Origin of the sequence: Sphingobium xenophagum (assembly GCF_031457465.1) — a bacterium.
GTDB lineage: Bacteria > Pseudomonadota > Alphaproteobacteria > Sphingomonadales > Sphingomonadaceae > Sphingobium > Sphingobium xenophagum_A.
Genome location: NZ_JAVDWV010000008.1, coordinates 167,685 through 182,619 on the forward strand (window position 1 = coordinate 167,685; position 14,935 = coordinate 182,619).

A 14,935-nucleotide genomic window follows, 5' to 3' on the forward strand; every position below is an offset into this window, starting at 1 on the left:
AAAAGGGGAGCTTCATCATGACCAATTTATTGCGCAGCGCGAGTCGCGCTGCGCTCATCCTTGCGCTGTCGACGCCGATTGCCGCCATCGCTGGCACCATCACCGGCACCGTGTCCGACGGCACGGGCACGCGCGCTCTTCAATCGACCCAACTGCGTCTTGTCGAACTCGGTCGCATCGCCGAAGCGGGCCGTGACGGCGATTATCGCTTCCCCGACGTCGCACCGGGCACCTATACGATCGAGGCCCGCTATGTCGGTGCTGATCCGGTTCGCGTTACCGTGATTGTGCCCGAAACCGGCGACGTCGATGCCAATATCCGTATCGGTTCGGACGTCGACGCATCGATCATCGTCGTCGGGCAGGTCGCTAACCAGGCATCGGCCCTGTCGCGCCAGCGCGCCGCCGACGGCGTGGAAAGCGTGCTGACCCGCGATGCCATTGGTCAGTTTCCCGACCAGAATGCCGCTGAATCGATGCGCCGCCTGCCCGGTGTGAACATCCTGAACGATCAGGGTGAAGGCCGCTTCGTATCGGTTCGCGGGCTCGACCCCGAACTCAACGCCGCCTCAATCAACGGCACGCGCATCCCTGCTCCAGAGAGCGATGTCCGCTCGGTCGCGTTGGACGTCATTCCGTCCGAACTGATCGAGTCGATCGAGATCAAAAAGTCGCTAACGCCGGATATGGATGCCGATACGATCGGTGCCTCGATCGAAATCAACACGACCAGCGCCTTTGACCGCAAGAAGGATCTCTATTCGGTCAAGCTAGAAGGCAGCTATAACGAATTTGCTGACGCTCTGACGCCCAAGGGCAGCTTCGACTTTTCGACCCGCCTGTCCGATCGCTTTGGCATCGCGGGCGGTGCCAGCTATTATAAGCGCAAGTTCGAGAGCGACAATGTCGAAGCGGCGGACTGGAACCAGACCGAAGACGGTACGGTCTATGCCGAGGAAATCCAGTATCGCGATTATGACGTGGAGCGCGAGCGTATCGGCGGCTCGCTGAGCTTCGACTGGCTGGCGACCGACACGACCAAACTCTATGCTCGTGGCCTCTACAGCCAGTTCAAGGATCAGGAATATCGTGGCGATGTCATCTTCATCATGAATGAAGAGCCAGCATCGGGCACCGCGACGTCCGCGCAATTCACCGATGCCGATGGTCGTATCGAAGTGCGTCGCCGCATGAAGGATCGTCTGGAAACGCAGAAGATCAAATCTCTGACCGTGGGCGGCGAAACCAATACGGGCCCATGGAAAATCACTTATGCGGGCAGTTGGTCGGAAGCGAGCGAACGGGAGAATGGTTCGGTCGACCCAACGCGTTTCCGTGCTCGTTTCAATGGCGACGGCGTCGATGTTGGCTTCGACTATTCTGACCCCATGAAGCCGCGCTATACCGTTACGGGCAATACCGACCTCTTCTATGATCCATCGGAATATGGCTTCAACGAACTGGAGCAGACCGTCCTGTCGGATGCGAAGGATCGCGAATATGTGGTCCGGGCTGATATTTCGCGGGCCTTCACCATGGATGGCGGCACCTTCACCGTTCAGACCGGTATGAAGTCGCGCTGGCGCGAGAAGAGCTATAATCTGGAAGCCGCTGTCTATGACGGCTATGATGGCGATTATACGCTGGCGGACGTGCTGGGCGGCCAGACCTATCGCATTCAGGACATTCTGCCACAGGCCAGCCACACTGGTCCGACCGAATTTTTCAACGCGAACAAGGGCAATTTCGAGCTGAATGCGCTCGATACCCTGCTCAATTCGACCACGTCCGACTATTCGGTCAAGGAAGACGTTCTCGCCGCCTATCTGCTGGGCCGCTGGGACAGCCAGGCTTTGCGGGTCATCGCTGGTGTCCGCATGGAGCAGACCAAGAACGACATCCGCGCCTTCGTCACGGAAACCGACGAGGACGAGAATGTCACGATCACGCCGAACCGCTTCGGCCGCAACTATATGAACTGGTTGCCTAGCCTGGCGGTCCGCTACGAGCCGGTCAACAATCTCGTCTTCCGTCTGGGCGGCTATAAGAGCCTGGTGCGTCCCAAACTGTCCAATCTCGCGCCGCGCTTCGACATCAACGAAGATCGCGAAGCCACTTTGGGCAATCCGAACCTCAAGCCGTACAGCGCATGGAACGTTGATTTCTCGGCCGAATGGTATTTCGGTACCAATGCCGCATTGACCGGCGGCCTGTTCTGGAAGTCGATCAAGGACTTCGTCGTGGAACAGCGGATTACGACGCCCGGCACCATCTATGGCGTCGATTATGAGGAACTGACCACCTTCATCAATGGAGACAAGGCCAAGATCAAGGGTCTCGAACTGTCCTACAGCCAGGTGTTCAGCTTCCTGCCCGCGCCGTTCGATGGCCTGTTGTTGAACGCCAACTACACCTATACCGACGCCAAGGGCACGGTCCTGACCGATGGCGACATTTCCGACCCGCGCCAGATCCCCCTCGCATCGGCGTCCAAGAACACGTTCAATCTGGTTGTGGGCTACGAAAAGGGACCGATTTCGTTGCGCGCAGCGGGCACCTTCCGCGACAAATATCTGGACGAACTGGGTAGCGAAGCGGATCAGGACCGCTATGTCGACAGCCACTTCCAGATGGACCTGAGCGCCCGCTATCGCATCACGCCAAAGCTCCGCGTGTTTGCCGAATGGATCAACGTCACCAACGAACCCTATTTCGCCTATCAAAATTATGCGGGCGGCAAGCGGGTTCTCCAGTTTGAGGAATATAATTGGACCGCCAAATTCGGCGTGACGGCGAACTTCTGATGAAGCGCGTTACTCTCACCCTCCCGCTGATTTCTCTGGCCGCCTGCGCCGCTGGTGAAGTCGAAGTGCCGATCGCCGTGCGCATCGCCAACGCCACCCCGGCGGTGTCGGTGACCGCGCGGGGCGAAACGACGCCGGTCGGCACGACCAATGCCGATGCGGCCGATGATCCGGCGATCTGGCGCAATGCCGCCGACCCCGCCGCCAGCCTGATCGTGGGCACCGACAAGAAGGCGGGCGTCTATGTCTATGGTTTGGACGGCAGGGTGCGAGACTTCCTCGACGCCGGCCGGGTCAATAATGTCGATCTGAAGGATGGCGTAACGATTAATGGCGGCACGGGCATTCTGGTTGTTGCGTCAGATCGCAATGACATTGCACGAGCGAAGCTGGCATTGTTTCAACTGGACCCGGTCACAGCAAAGTTAAAAGCGCTGGGCATTGTCGATGGCGGTTCTGGCGAAGCTTATGGCGTATGTATGGGATCGGACACCGCCGGTCTCTATGCCTTCATCGTGCTCAAGGACGGGACGATCAATCAGGTCGCACTCGATGCGTCGGGTACGACACCGACTGGCCGCATTGTGCGAACGATGAAACTCGACACCCAGTCAGAGGGCTGCGCGGTCGATGACCGCACCGGCACGCTTTATGTGGCGGAAGAGGATGTCGGCCTGTGGCGCTTCGACGCGCGGGCCAGCGGCAGCACGACACCCACCAAGATCGCAGCCGCAGACGGCAAGAATATCGTCGCCGATGCCGAAGGCGTCGCCATCGCCCCGATCGGAGAGAAAGACGGTTATGTCATTGTCTCAAGCCAGGGGGACAATGCCTATACGCTCTATCGCATCAGCGACGACAGCTATGTCGGTCGTTTTCGTATTGTCGATGGAGCGATTGGCGGGACGGAGGAAACCGACGGCATCGAGGTGATGCTCGGCGATTTTGGTCCTCAATATCCCGGTGGTCTGTTCATCGCACAGGATGGCCAGAATGGCGCGGCGGCGCAGAATTTCAAGCTTGTCGCCTGGGCCGATATCGTCAAGGCCTTGGGACTGCCGCAATAAGGCTTCGGGCCGGGACGACCTAAACTGTCCCGGCCCGGCGACTGCCCCCTTGGTCTTGGCCGGGGCTTCCTCTATGGCGGCAAACGTCTTGCCACTAAGGAAGCCGATTTGATCCTGGACCTTGCCGCCGCCGCTTCGAGCGCCATCCGTTTCGAGGATCTGGGGCTTAGTCCCATTGCCCTCGACCTCGGATTTTTCACGCTGAAATGGTATAGCCTTGCTTATCTGGCGGGCATCTTGATCGGCTATTGGTATCTGTTGCGGCTGATCGCGCAGCCTGGATCGCCGATGGCCCGGCGGCATGCCGACGACATGATCTTCTATGCGACGCTGGGCATCATCATCGGCGGACGGCTCGCTTATGTGATATTCTACCAGCCGGAAATCCTGCAAAATCCGCTCGATATCCTCAAGCTCTGGAATGGTGGCATGTCCTTCCACGGCGGCGCGGCGGGCGTGTCGCTCGGCATCCTCTACATGGCGCGCAAGGAGAAGCTGTCCTGGTTGCGCATTCACGATTATGTCGCCTGCTGCGTGCCCTTTGGCCTGCTCTTCGGTCGCCTTGCCAATTTCGTGAATGGCGAATTGTGGGGCAAGGAAACCGATGTGCCATGGGGCATTATCTTCCCCACCGGCGGGCCGTTCGCGCGCCACCCCAGCCAACTCTATGAAGCCGCGCTGGAGGGGGCTGTGCTGTTCGCCATCCTCGCCTTCGCCTTCTGGCGCACCCGCGCCCGATATCAGCCGGGGATGCTCGTGGGCATCTTCCTGCTCGGCTATGGCTGCTTCCGCTTCGGCGTCGAATATGTGCGGGAGGCTGACGCGCAGTTGATGGAGTTCGCCGCGCGCACCGGCCTGCATATGGGCCAATGGCTGTGCTTGCCGATGATCCTGGGTGGGCTCTACCTCATCTTCACGGCCAAGGGCCGCCGCGTGCGGGTGGAGCCGATCGCGGGCAGCGCGAGTGTCAGTTGAGCCGCTTTCCCTGGCGGAACGACTGACGCGGCAGATTGCGGCGGGCGGGCCGATCTCGGTCGCCCATTATATGGCCGAATCGAACCAGCATTATTATGCGACCCGCGATCCGCTGGGGCTGGAAGGCGACTTCACCACTGCGCCGGAAATCAGCCAGATGTTCGGCGAACTGGTGGGCCTGTGCCTGGCCGATGTCTGGATGCGGTCGGGGCGGCGGCCCGGCGCGCTCTATGCCGAACTGGGGCCGGGGCGCGGCACGCTGGCGGCCGATGCGCTGCGGGCGATGGAGCGCGCGGCGCTCGCCCCGCGTGTCCATTGTGTCGAGACCAGCCCCGTCCTGCGCGACCGGCAACGGGGCCTGATCCCCCATGTCACCCATCATGACAGTATCGACAGCTTGCCGCATGAAGGGCCGCTGCTGGTCGTCGCCAATGAATTTTTCGATGCGCTGCCCGTCCGCCAATGCATCCGCGTCGGCGACGAATGGCGGGAGCGGGTGGTGATCCGGCGCGAGGCGGAAGCCGCTTTTCTGCCCGTGCCCGGCTATCGCCGCATCGAATCAGGCCTGCCGCCGATCGCGGCGCAGGCGCAGGATGGCGCGATCATCGAAACACCGATCGTCGGCGCTGGCATCGCCTATGCCCTGGCGCAGCGCATCGCCAAGCAGGGCGGGGCGGCGATCATCATCGACTATGGCTATGAAGGACCGCTGCTGGGCGACACGCTACAGGCGGTCAGGGCGCACCAGTTTGCCGACCCCTTTGCCGAACCGGGCGAGGTGGACCTGACCACCCATGTCGATTTCAGTGTCATCGGCAATATGGCGCGGCAGGCGGGGCTGCGGGTCCATGGCACGGTGGGGCAGGGCGATTTCCTGCGCCAGTTGGGGATTGATCCGCGCGCCGAGCAACTGGCCCGCGCAACGCCCGCGCGCGCGGCGGAGATCGAGGCGGCACGGATGCGGCTGACCGATGAAGAGGCAATGGGCACGTTGTTCCGGGTGATGGCCTGGACCCATCCCGACTGGGCCGATCCGGCGGGATTTACGGCCTGATCTTAATCGTCCTGGTGATAGCGGCCCAGGCGACGGATGAAGCCGATCAGGCCGGTCTGGCGGCTGCGCTTCATGCGTTCGGCATGCAGGATGGTCTGCACCCGGCTGAAACAATCATCGGCATCGACATTGCACAGCACATAATCATAGCCGTCCCAATGCGCGATTTCGCCTGCCGCGCGGGCCATGCGGCCTTCGATCACGGCATTGCTGTCAGTCCCGCGCCCGCGCAGGCGGCGTTCCAGCTCCTCCATCGAGGGCGGCAGGATGAAGATGCGGACGACATCGCCCCCGGCGATCTGATGCAATTGCTGCGCGCCCTGCCAGTCGATGTCGAACAGCACGTCCTTGCCGGACTTGAGCATCGCTTCCACCGGCGCGCGGGGCGTGCCGTAGCGCTGGCCAAAGACATGCGCCCATTCGAGAAATTCATGGTCCGCCGTCATCTGGCGAAAGGCTTCCAGATCGACGAAATGATAATCCTTGCCATCGACCTCGCCCGGCCGCATCGGCCGGGTGGTGGCGGAAACGGACATGGACAGATCCGGTTCGGCGGCGAGCAGCTTGCGCGCGATCGTGGACTTGCCCGCACCCGAAGGGGACGACAGAACGAAGAGAACGCCGCGGCGCTGGAAATCGGGCGTTTCGATCGGGATATGCTCGGCCATGGCCGCTAGTGACGCTTGCGACGCATTTTGGCAAGAGGCGGGATCACCAAGCGACCGGATAGGAAAAGCCGGGTCGGCAGCGCTTAGCCCTCGCGTGCCTTGCGCGCAGTTTCGATCGGGATCGGTTCGGCGCTGAGGTCGGGCAGCAATTTGGTCGCGCGCTTGCGATCCGCTTCGCATTTCGCCTCATAGAGTTTGCCCGCCATATAAGCCCCGGTCACAAACAGGGCACCAGCAGGGTAACGCATGATGACCCGCTTGGCCCCCATGCCGGCCACGAGACCGAAAATGCCTTTCTTGCCGGTGGCGGCGGCGACACGGGCGGCCACGACCGTCGCACCGACACGCGCAACCTTGCGCAATATGCCCCGACCCTTGGGCGTGCGGACAGTGGCGAGCGGGGCGGAGGGGGTGCGCGGCTTCTTCATAAGGGGTTAATGTATCGGACGCCCGCCGGTTCCACCAGTGCCATGTCGATCACACCATATTTTCCGGGCGCACCAGCGCGTCAAACGTCGCCTCGTCCACCAGACCCAGTTCCAGCCCGGCTTCTTTCAGCGTCTGGCCCGTCTTGTGGGCATGTTTGGCGATCGCCGCCGCCTGATCATAGCCGATCGCCGGGGCGAGCGCGGTGACGAGCATCAGCGACCGATCAACCAGTTCCGCGATCCGCGCCTCATTCGCCTCCAGCCCCTCGACACAACGTTCGGCGAAACTGTCCATGCCGACGGCAAGCAGATGGATCGAGCGCAGCACCGCCGCGCCGATCACCGGCTTGAACACATTGAGTTCCAGATGCCCCTGCATGCCCCCCACGGTCACCGCTTGATGATTGCCGATCACCTGCGCGGCCACCATCGTCAGCATTTCGCACTGGGTCGGGTTGACCTTGCCAGGCATGATCGAACTGCCAGGCTCATTGGCGGGCAAGTCCAGCTCACCAAGGCCGGAGCGCGGGCCGGAGCCGAGCAGGCGGATATCGTTGGCGATCTTGGTCAGCGCGACGGCCAGCGTGGCGAGGGTGGAGGAAAGGTGAACCAGCGGATCGTTGGAGGCCAGCGCCTCAAATTTGTTGTCGGCGGTGCGGAACGGCAGGCCAGTGATCGCCGCAATCTCCGCCGCGACCGCGACGTCGAAGCCCTTGGGCGCATTGAGGCCCGTGCCGACCGCCGTACCGCCCTGCGCCAGCGCCATCATGCCGTGCATCGCCGCCGGTTCGATCCGCTTTTTGGCGCGATACAGTTGATGCGCATAGCCCGAAAATTCCTGTCCCAGCGTTAGCGGGGTCGCATCCTGCAAATGGGTGCGGCCGATCTTGACGATGCTCGCCCACGCCTGCGCCTTGGCATCGAGCGCGGCGTGCAGCCGGTCGAGCGCGGGGAACAGCGCCTTTACGACCGCCAAGGCCGCCGCGATATGCAGCGCGGTGGGGAAGCTGTCGTTGGACGATTGCCCGAAGTTCACACCGTCGTTGGGATGCACCGGCACCTTGCCGCCACGGGTGCCGGTGAGCGCTTCATTGGCGATCCCCGCGATCACTTCGTTGACGTTCATATTGGTCTGGGTGCCACTGCCGGTCTGCCAGATGACGAGCGGAAACTGATCGTCATAGTCGCCCGCCGCCACCGCTGCCGCCGCCGCCTCGATCGCATCGGCTTGTATGGCGTCCAGCCCGTGATGGCGGTTCACCCTGGCCGCCGCTTGCTTCACGATCGCCATGGCATGGATGATGCCGATCGGCATGCGTTCGGTGTCGCCAAAGGGGAAATTCTCGATGCTCCGCTGCGTCTGCGCCCCCCAATAGGCGTCGGCAGGAACGTCGATCGGGCCGATACTGTCGGTTTCGGTGCGGGTGGCGGGCATGGTGGATGCCTTTCGGTTGGGGCGCGGGAGAGTGGTGGCCGATGTGGGGCGGGGGTCGAGGAATCCAAGGGCGGGTCGCAGGATAGCGGGTCGGCCGGATGTAGGACAGCGGCCATTGCCGCCCGACGCGGGCGGATGGTCGTTGCAAATATGATACTATGTGCTATAGTTCATGATGTCACAGGGGCGGTGTCGTGCGGATATTCAAAACCAGATGGGTCGCGCGCTTCGCCCGACGGGAGCGGATCAATGACGCCAGCCTGAAGGACGCGATCGCCAGAGCGGAGCGGGGCATTATCGACGCCGATCTGGGCAGCGGCCTCATCAAGCAGCGTGTGGCGCGACCTGGACAGGGGCGATCAGGCGGGTTCCGCATGATCGTCGCCTATCGAACCGCAAACAGGGCATTTTTTCTCTACGGCTTCGCCAAAAATGAGCGCGAGAATATCGACGAGGATGAATTGCAGACCCTCAAGGACATTGCCGCAGAATTTTTGGATCATGACGACACCAGCCTTGATGACGCCGTGCGCAAGGGCAAGCTACAGGAAATCGACGATGGCGAAGGAACTTAGCAATCTGACCATGGCCTTGCTGGAAACGGTGGAGGACATGCATGATGCGGGCCTGATGGACGACGACACGCATCGCAAGATCACCGTCCGCCATCTGGGGCCGGATGCACCGCCCACGGCCACGCCCATTACACCGGAAGACATCCGCAGTCTGCGCGAACGGGCGCATCTGAGCCAGGCCGCGCTTGCCAAATATCTGAACCTGACGACAGGCTATGTCTCGCAACTGGAACGCGGCACTAAGCAAGCCAAGGGGCCAGCGCTCGCCTTGCTGAATGTCATTCGGCGGAAGGGTATAGAGGCGCTGATGTAGATTTATGCGATGGTAGGAAATGCGGTGGCATATGGTCGCGGTGTGTCTGACAGATCAATATATGTGTGTGGGATGAGATGTAGGTCTTCGTTAGGCATTGGTATAGAGCGTTTTGCGCCAATGCCGGTCGTTCCACACCGCGGCCATTGATCTCGTAAACGACCGTCCGTTGAAGGTCGAAGATCGCGCCCAATTGCGTTTCCGAGATTGGATGGCCTTTTGTGGAAAGATAAGTCTTGGTGTATTGCGGTATGATCGGTTTGGACTGATCGTATCTGCTAAGGATCTTTTGCGCTCAGTGTAGCACTTGTCGGGAGCAAAACATGAAACCTGCTGCACGTCGACGTGTGGAGCGCGAGATCAGAGAGATCATGCGCGAGGATGGAGAACATTGCTCTATTTGTCGTGCGCTGTTCGAACATAATAGCCGAACCTATGGCGGAACCACCAAGGTCGGGAAGTCTGTTCTGGCCGGCGAATGCTGCAAGATCAAGGTCGCGAACGTAGTGCTCTGCGGACTCTATTTCGACACTCGTATGGACGATCTCGTCGGCCGCCTTTCGCTAAACAAGGACTCAGGCGCGAAGGCCGAGTCAGTGGATGTTGAGCGCGCGGTCAACGCCCTCCATGAAATATTTGCGCAGCGGCAAAGCGAAGGTGAAGTGGTAGCTCGGAAAGCGGGGCTGAAAGATGGTAAGGCGAAGCTATTCACGCAGAATACGCAGTGGAAATCGGATGACGCGGCTTGGTTTGAATCGCACCCCGACCGTTCTCATAGGCTACGCCCGTTGATCGGTGACGAAGCGCAGATTTCCGGCTTCTCAAATAATTTCGCAATGCCGGACCGGCATGTGATGCAAATCTTGGTTCGACAAGTCGAGCCGGGCAAGCGCATGCGCTTACCCTTCGGTCGAAATTTGGATGAGTCGATTCCCGACGATGAAACCGTGTTGCATGCGCTATTCGACATCGTCAGCGGAGATGCGCAAGAGGGTAGCGTCATCTCAACCGAAATGATGCGTGCGGCCATTGATCGTTACCAAGCTGCCGGGGCTCCGGGATCCAAGCAATAGCGGTAAGATATTGAAACTGTAGTTTTTAGTAGAACTTGGATGCGCGGCATAAATTGACTAGCGAATTGAAGTCGGTGGGCGCTAGATATGGAGGTAGGAACTTTCTGGCTTTGGAGCGTAGTATAGGGCAACTATATCACTGCAGAATCCTAAAGCCTACCATTCTGGAATTGGCCAATCGTGAGGGCGAGCGCTCTACCTGCACCGGCTCCTCGCAACAATACCGAACCCCGGATCAGGTCTGGAGGGACGTTGTGGAGGATGGTCACGAAAGCTCGGACGGGCGCGACGATCCCGCCGCCCGCCCTTACTTCTTCTTCCCGAAATCCACGCTGACGACGTTGGAGCCGTCTTCGTTGGTAATCACCGGGCTGTCATTTTCGGCTTCGTCATGCGGTTCGGGCAGGGCGTCGGTCTGCACCTGGAATTGCAGGGCGAAGTTGACGGCGGGGTCCACGAAGGCGGTGATCGCGGCGAAGGGGATGTAGAGATGGGCGGCGACCTGGTTGAAGGTCAGGCTCACCTCGACATGCTGGTCGCTGACCTTCAAATCCCAATATTTATTCTGCAGGACGATGGTCATTTCGTCCGGGAAGCGCTCGATCAGCCGCTTGGGGATGTCGACGCCGGGTGCCTGCGTCTTGAAGGTGATGTAGAAATGATGGGCGCCGGGCAGCCCGCCGCTGCGTTCCACCTCGCCCAGCACGCGGCCGACCACGGCGCGCAGCGCTTCCTGCACGATCTCGTCATAGGGAATCAGGCTGTCGGGCAGGTCATCGCTCATGGCCCAATGTCCTAACGGCGCGAATCATGCGGTCAACCCCCGCACGCGCAGATTGCATGGCGCGCACCACACGCTATAGGGCAGCCATGCGCACGGCCGAGATTCACCGCAACACAGCGGAAACCCAGATCGACGTGACCGTCAACCTTGACGGCACTGGCCTCTATTCGGTGTCGACCGGCATTGGTTTCCTCGACCATATGATCGAACAATTGTCGCGGCATTCGCTGATCGACATGACCGTCAAGACGGTCGGCGACCTGCATGTCGACCAGCATCACACGACCGAGGATACCGGCATCGCCATCGGCGAAGCGGTGGCGCGGGCGCTGGGCGACAAGCGGGGCATCAGCCGCTATGGCAGCGTCTATTCGCCGATGGACGAGACGCTGAGCCGCGTGGCGCTCGATATTTCGGGCCGCCCGTGGCTGGTGTGCAAACTGCCCTTCACGGTGCAGAAGATCGGCGAGTGGGATGCCGAGATGGTGGAGCATTTCTTCCACAGCTTCGCCCAGGCCGCCGGGATCACGCTGCATGTCGAATTGCTTTATGGGGCGAACAACCATCATATCGTCGAAAGCGCGTTCAAGGGGCTTGCCCGTGCGCTGCGCCAGGCGGTCGAGATCGACCCGCGCAAGGCGGACGCGATTCCCTCGACCAAGGGCATGTTGTGAGTTCGTCTTCGCTCTTTTCTGTTGATCATCCTCCCCTTGCAGGGGAGGTGGCTGGCGTAGCCAGACGGAGGGGTGTCACCCTCTCGATAGCGGGACACCCCTCCACCACTTCGTGGTCCCCCTCTCCTTGCAGGGGAGGATGGATGATGGCCGATAAGCGGGTGGAGACATCGGGCCGATGACCATTGCCCTGATCGACTATGGCGCGGGCAATCTCCATTCGGTGCATAATGCCCTGCGCAAGGCAGGCGCGCAGGATGTCGTCATTACCGCCGACGCCGATCTGGTCCACCGGGCTGATCGCATCGTCCTGCCCGGCGTAGGCGCATTTCGTGCCTGTCGCGACGCGCTGGTGGCGATCCCCGGCATGGTCGAAGCGATGGGCGAGGCGGTGGGCAGCCGCGCGGTGCCGTTCCTGGGCGTATGCGTCGGGATGCAGTTGCTCGCCGACGCGGGCGAGGAATTCGGGCGGCATGACGGGCTGGGCTGGATACCGGGCACAGTGCGGCTGATCGAACCGGCCGAGCCCGGCATCAAGGTGCCGCATATGGGCTGGAACGATGTGATCCTGCAGGGGACGCCGCCGTTGCTGGAGCCGGGCGAGGCCTATTTTCTGCATAGCTATCATTTCGAAGCGACCGACCCCGCGCATGTCGCGGCGGTCACCAGCCATGGCGGCCCGCTGGTCGCGGCGGTGGCGCGCGACACGATCATCGGCTGCCAGTTCCACCCGGAAAAGAGCCAATCCTACGGCCTTTCCTTTCTTTCGCGCTTTCTGGAGTGGTGTCCTTGAGCCTTATCGTCTTTCCCGCCATCGACCTGAAAAATGGCCAGGTCGTCCGCCTGGCCGAGGGCGATATGGACCGTGCCACCGTCTATGGCGACGATCCCGCTGCGCAGGCGATGCTGTTCGCGCAGGCGGGTGCGCAGCATATCCATGTCGTGGATCTGGATGGCAGCTTTGCGGGGCGCGCGGTCAATGCTGATGCGGTCGAGAAGATCGTGGAAACCTTCCCCGGCCATGTCCAGTTGGGCGGCGGCATCCGCAACCGCGAGGCGGTAGAGCGCTGGTTCGACCTTGGCGTCTCGCGGATCGTGATCGGCACGGCGGCGCTCAAAGACCCAATGTTCGTGAAGATGGCCGCGCGTGATTTTCCCGGCGGTATCGTGGTGGCGGTCGATGCGCGCGACGGCTTCGTCGCGACCGACGGCTGGGCCGAAAAGTCCGACATGCCGGTGATCGATCTTGCCCGCCGGTTCGAGGATGCGGGCGTCGCCAGCCTGCTCTTCACTGATGTCGGCCGCGACGGGATGCTCAAGGGCTGCAACATCGACGCCACCGTTGAACTGGCGCGGGCGACTGACATTCCGGTGATCGCCAGCGGCGGCGTGGCGGGCATCGCTGACATTCGCATATTAAGCCTGCATGCGGACGACGGGATCGAAGGCGTGATCACGGGCCGCGCGCTCTATGACGGGCGACTGGACCTGAAGGCCGCGATGGCGGTGGCGCGGGCGGCGGCGTGACCGTCCGCACGCGGGTCATCCCCTGTCTCGACGTTGCCAATGGGCGCGTGGTCAAGGGCGTCAATTTCGTTGATTTGAAGGATGCGGGCGATCCGGTCGAGCAGGCGCGACTCTATGATGCGGCCGGGGCGGACGAACTATGCTTTCTGGATATCACCGCGACGCATGAAGCGCGCGGGACCATCCTTGATGTCGTGCGGCGCACGGCGGAAGTCTGCTTCATGCCGGTGACGGTCGGCGGCGGGGTGCGCAGTGCCGAGGATGCGCGCGCGCTGCTACTGGCGGGGGCGGACAAGGTGGCGGTCAACAGCGCCGCGGTGGTGCGGCCCGAACTAGTGGCCGACATCGCCGATCGCTTCGGCAGCCAGTGCATCGTCGGATCGGTCGATGCGCGCCAGGTCGCGGAAGGCCGCTGGGAAATTTTCACCCATGGCGGGCGTCAGCCGACCGGGATCGACGCGCTGGCGCATGCGCTGCGGCTGGCGGAACTGGGCGCGGGTGAGTTGCTCGTCACCTCGATGGATGGCGATGGCACGCGCAAAGGCTATGACCTGGCGCTGACCCGCGCGATTGCCGATGCGGTATCGGTGCCGGTGATCGCCAGCGGGGGCGTCGGCACGCTCGATCATCTGGTGGAGGGCGTCACATTGGGGCATGCCAGCGCCGTGCTGGCGGCGTCGATCTTCCATTTTGGCCAACATACGATTGGCGAGGCGCATCGGGCGTTGGCGGCGGCGGGCGTGCCGGTGCGCGGCTGAACAGATCGAAAGCGTCGATTTACCTTACAGTAACCATATCCGCCAAAAAGCCGTTAACCGAGATTTTTGTCTGAAATACGTGGCTTTGGTCATTTGGCACACGGCCTGCATTACCTCCTTTCGCGAGCGTCGACCAATGGGGGTCGAGCGCAGGGAGGGTAAAAGCGATGAAATTGAACAACATGCTTCTGGCGGCTGGGGCCGCTGCACTGATGGGCGTCGCGGTGCCTGCACCGGCGTCTGCCACATTCTGGTGCTTGTTTGGCAAGTGCAACACCGGCTCGTCGGGCGGCAGCAGCACGGGCGGCACGAGCACGGGTGGATCGTCGGGTGGTACGCCGACGCCGGTGCCTGAACCCGAACAGATGGCGCTGTTCGCCATGGGTGCGGCAGTTCTGGTCGGCCGCGTCGTGGTGGGTCGGCGCAAGCGCAAGTAATTTTCGATTGACGGGTTGCGCGCGGACCGCTTGATGCGCGACATGCGCGCAACCCTTCATACCCTTGAGCAGACGATCCGCCAGCGGCGGACGGCTGATCCATCCACTTCCTATGTCGCCAAGCTGACGGCCCGTGGGCGCGGCACCATGGCGCAGAAGGTCGGGGAGGAAGCGGTCGAAACCGTCATCGCTGCGATGACGGGGGACCGAATGGCCGCGATTGGCGAAAGCGCCGACCTGTTATTTCACCTCATCGTGCTGCTGACAGATCTCGATATCAGCCTGGACGATGTGATGGACGAACTCGACCGCCGCGAAGGCGTATCAGGCATCGCCGAAAAGGCCGCGCGTCCAACCGACTAA

Annotated in this window: 17 protein-coding genes; 13 read left to right on the top strand and 4 right to left on the bottom strand. The window is 61.7% G+C overall.

Going from position 1 to position 14,935, the window contains the following annotated elements:
* The first annotated feature begins 17 nt into the window (after positions 1–17).
* From J2W40_RS10220 to J2W40_RS10235, 4 genes are all read left to right on the top strand, one after another.
* Entirely contained in the window at positions 18–2,804 is a 2,787-nt protein-coding gene (locus tag J2W40_RS10220; protein ID WP_310224322.1) for a TonB-dependent receptor, read from the top strand.
* Complete coding sequence (locus tag J2W40_RS10225; protein WP_310224324.1) at positions 2,804–3,871, top strand: phytase; 1,068 nt, start codon at positions 2,804–2,806, stop codon at positions 3,869–3,871. Before J2W40_RS10220 ends, J2W40_RS10225 begins: the two co-directional genes overlap by 1 nt.
* A gap of 108 nt (positions 3,872–3,979) precedes the next feature.
* Positions 3,980–4,846 carry a prolipoprotein diacylglyceryl transferase gene (lgt, locus tag J2W40_RS10230; RefSeq protein WP_310224326.1) on the top strand — a complete coding sequence of 289 codons (867 nt, stop codon included), beginning with the start codon at positions 3,980–3,982 and terminating at the stop codon, positions 4,844–4,846.
* Positions 4,836–5,900, top strand: a complete 1,065-nt coding sequence (locus J2W40_RS10235) for a class I SAM-dependent methyltransferase (RefSeq protein ID WP_310224328.1) — start codon at positions 4,836–4,838, stop codon at positions 5,898–5,900. The genes lgt and J2W40_RS10235 overlap by 11 nt, the downstream gene beginning before the upstream one ends.
* Positions 5,901–5,902: 2 nt before the next feature.
* On the opposite strand, the gene gmk is transcribed toward J2W40_RS10235, so the two are convergent.
* From gmk to fumC, 3 genes are all read right to left on the bottom strand, one after another.
* Positions 5,903–6,568 carry a guanylate kinase gene (gene gmk / locus J2W40_RS10240; RefSeq protein WP_069065420.1) on the bottom strand — a complete coding sequence of 222 codons (666 nt, stop codon included), beginning with the start codon at positions 6,566–6,568 and terminating at the stop codon, positions 5,903–5,905.
* Between the two features lie 83 nt (positions 6,569–6,651).
* A complete protein-coding gene (locus J2W40_RS10245; RefSeq protein ID WP_310224330.1) occupies positions 6,652–6,996 on the bottom strand; it encodes a hypothetical protein in 345 nt (114 codons plus the stop codon).
* A gap of 49 nt (positions 6,997–7,045) precedes the next feature.
* Complete coding sequence (fumC, locus tag J2W40_RS10250) at positions 7,046–8,431, bottom strand: class II fumarate hydratase (protein ID WP_310224332.1); 1,386 nt, start codon at positions 8,429–8,431, stop codon at positions 7,046–7,048.
* 194 nt (positions 8,432–8,625) lie between these two features.
* On the opposite strand from fumC, the gene J2W40_RS10255 reads away from it, so the two are divergent.
* The 3 genes from J2W40_RS10255 to J2W40_RS10265 all read left to right on the top strand — a co-directional run bounded on the left by J2W40_RS10255 (position 8,626) and on the right by J2W40_RS10265 (position 10,392).
* Positions 8,626–9,006: a type II toxin-antitoxin system RelE/ParE family toxin gene (locus J2W40_RS10255; RefSeq protein WP_310224334.1), complete on the top strand. Its 381-nt coding sequence runs from the start codon at positions 8,626–8,628 to the stop codon at positions 9,004–9,006.
* Complete coding sequence (locus J2W40_RS10260; RefSeq protein WP_310224336.1) at positions 8,990–9,319, top strand: helix-turn-helix domain-containing protein; 330 nt, start codon at positions 8,990–8,992, stop codon at positions 9,317–9,319. The genes J2W40_RS10255 and J2W40_RS10260 overlap by 17 nt, the downstream gene beginning before the upstream one ends.
* Positions 9,320–9,642: 323 nt before the next feature.
* The gene (locus J2W40_RS10265; RefSeq protein WP_310224340.1) at positions 9,643–10,392 is read left to right on the top strand and encodes a hypothetical protein; all 750 of its coding nucleotides are present in this window, start codon (positions 9,643–9,645) and stop codon (positions 10,390–10,392) included.
* A gap of 307 nt (positions 10,393–10,699) precedes the next feature.
* Here the strand turns inward: J2W40_RS10265 and J2W40_RS10270 are convergent, their stop codons facing one another.
* Positions 10,700–11,176, bottom strand: a complete 477-nt coding sequence (locus J2W40_RS10270) for an SspB family protein (protein ID WP_310224342.1) — start codon at positions 11,174–11,176, stop codon at positions 10,700–10,702.
* Positions 11,177–11,262: 86 nt separating this feature from the next.
* Here J2W40_RS10270 and hisB point away from each other — a divergent pair, with 86 nt between their 5' ends.
* The 6 genes from hisB to J2W40_RS10300 all read left to right on the top strand — a co-directional run bounded on the left by hisB (position 11,263) and on the right by J2W40_RS10300 (position 14,935).
* Positions 11,263–11,850, top strand: coding sequence for an imidazoleglycerol-phosphate dehydratase HisB (gene hisB / locus J2W40_RS10275; RefSeq protein WP_310224461.1), 588 nt, complete (start codon positions 11,263–11,265; stop codon positions 11,848–11,850).
* A gap of 178 nt (positions 11,851–12,028) precedes the next feature.
* Complete coding sequence (gene hisH / locus J2W40_RS10280; protein WP_310224345.1) at positions 12,029–12,643, top strand: imidazole glycerol phosphate synthase subunit HisH; 615 nt, start codon at positions 12,029–12,031, stop codon at positions 12,641–12,643.
* Positions 12,640–13,377, top strand: a complete 738-nt coding sequence (gene hisA, locus J2W40_RS10285) for a 1-(5-phosphoribosyl)-5-[(5-phosphoribosylamino)methylideneamino]imidazole-4-carboxamide isomerase (RefSeq protein ID WP_310224347.1) — start codon at positions 12,640–12,642, stop codon at positions 13,375–13,377. Before hisH ends, hisA begins: the two co-directional genes overlap by 4 nt.
* On the top strand, positions 13,374–14,135 hold the full coding sequence (hisF, locus tag J2W40_RS10290; protein ID WP_310224348.1) for an imidazole glycerol phosphate synthase subunit HisF: 762 nt from the start codon (positions 13,374–13,376) through the stop codon (positions 14,133–14,135). Before hisA ends, hisF begins: the two co-directional genes overlap by 4 nt.
* 167 nt (positions 14,136–14,302) lie before the next feature.
* Positions 14,303–14,572, top strand: coding sequence for a PEP-CTERM sorting domain-containing protein (locus J2W40_RS10295; protein WP_310224350.1), 270 nt, complete (start codon positions 14,303–14,305; stop codon positions 14,570–14,572).
* Between the two features lie 42 nt (positions 14,573–14,614).
* Positions 14,615–14,935, top strand: a complete 321-nt coding sequence (locus tag J2W40_RS10300) for a phosphoribosyl-ATP diphosphatase (protein ID WP_310224352.1) — start codon at positions 14,615–14,617, stop codon at positions 14,933–14,935.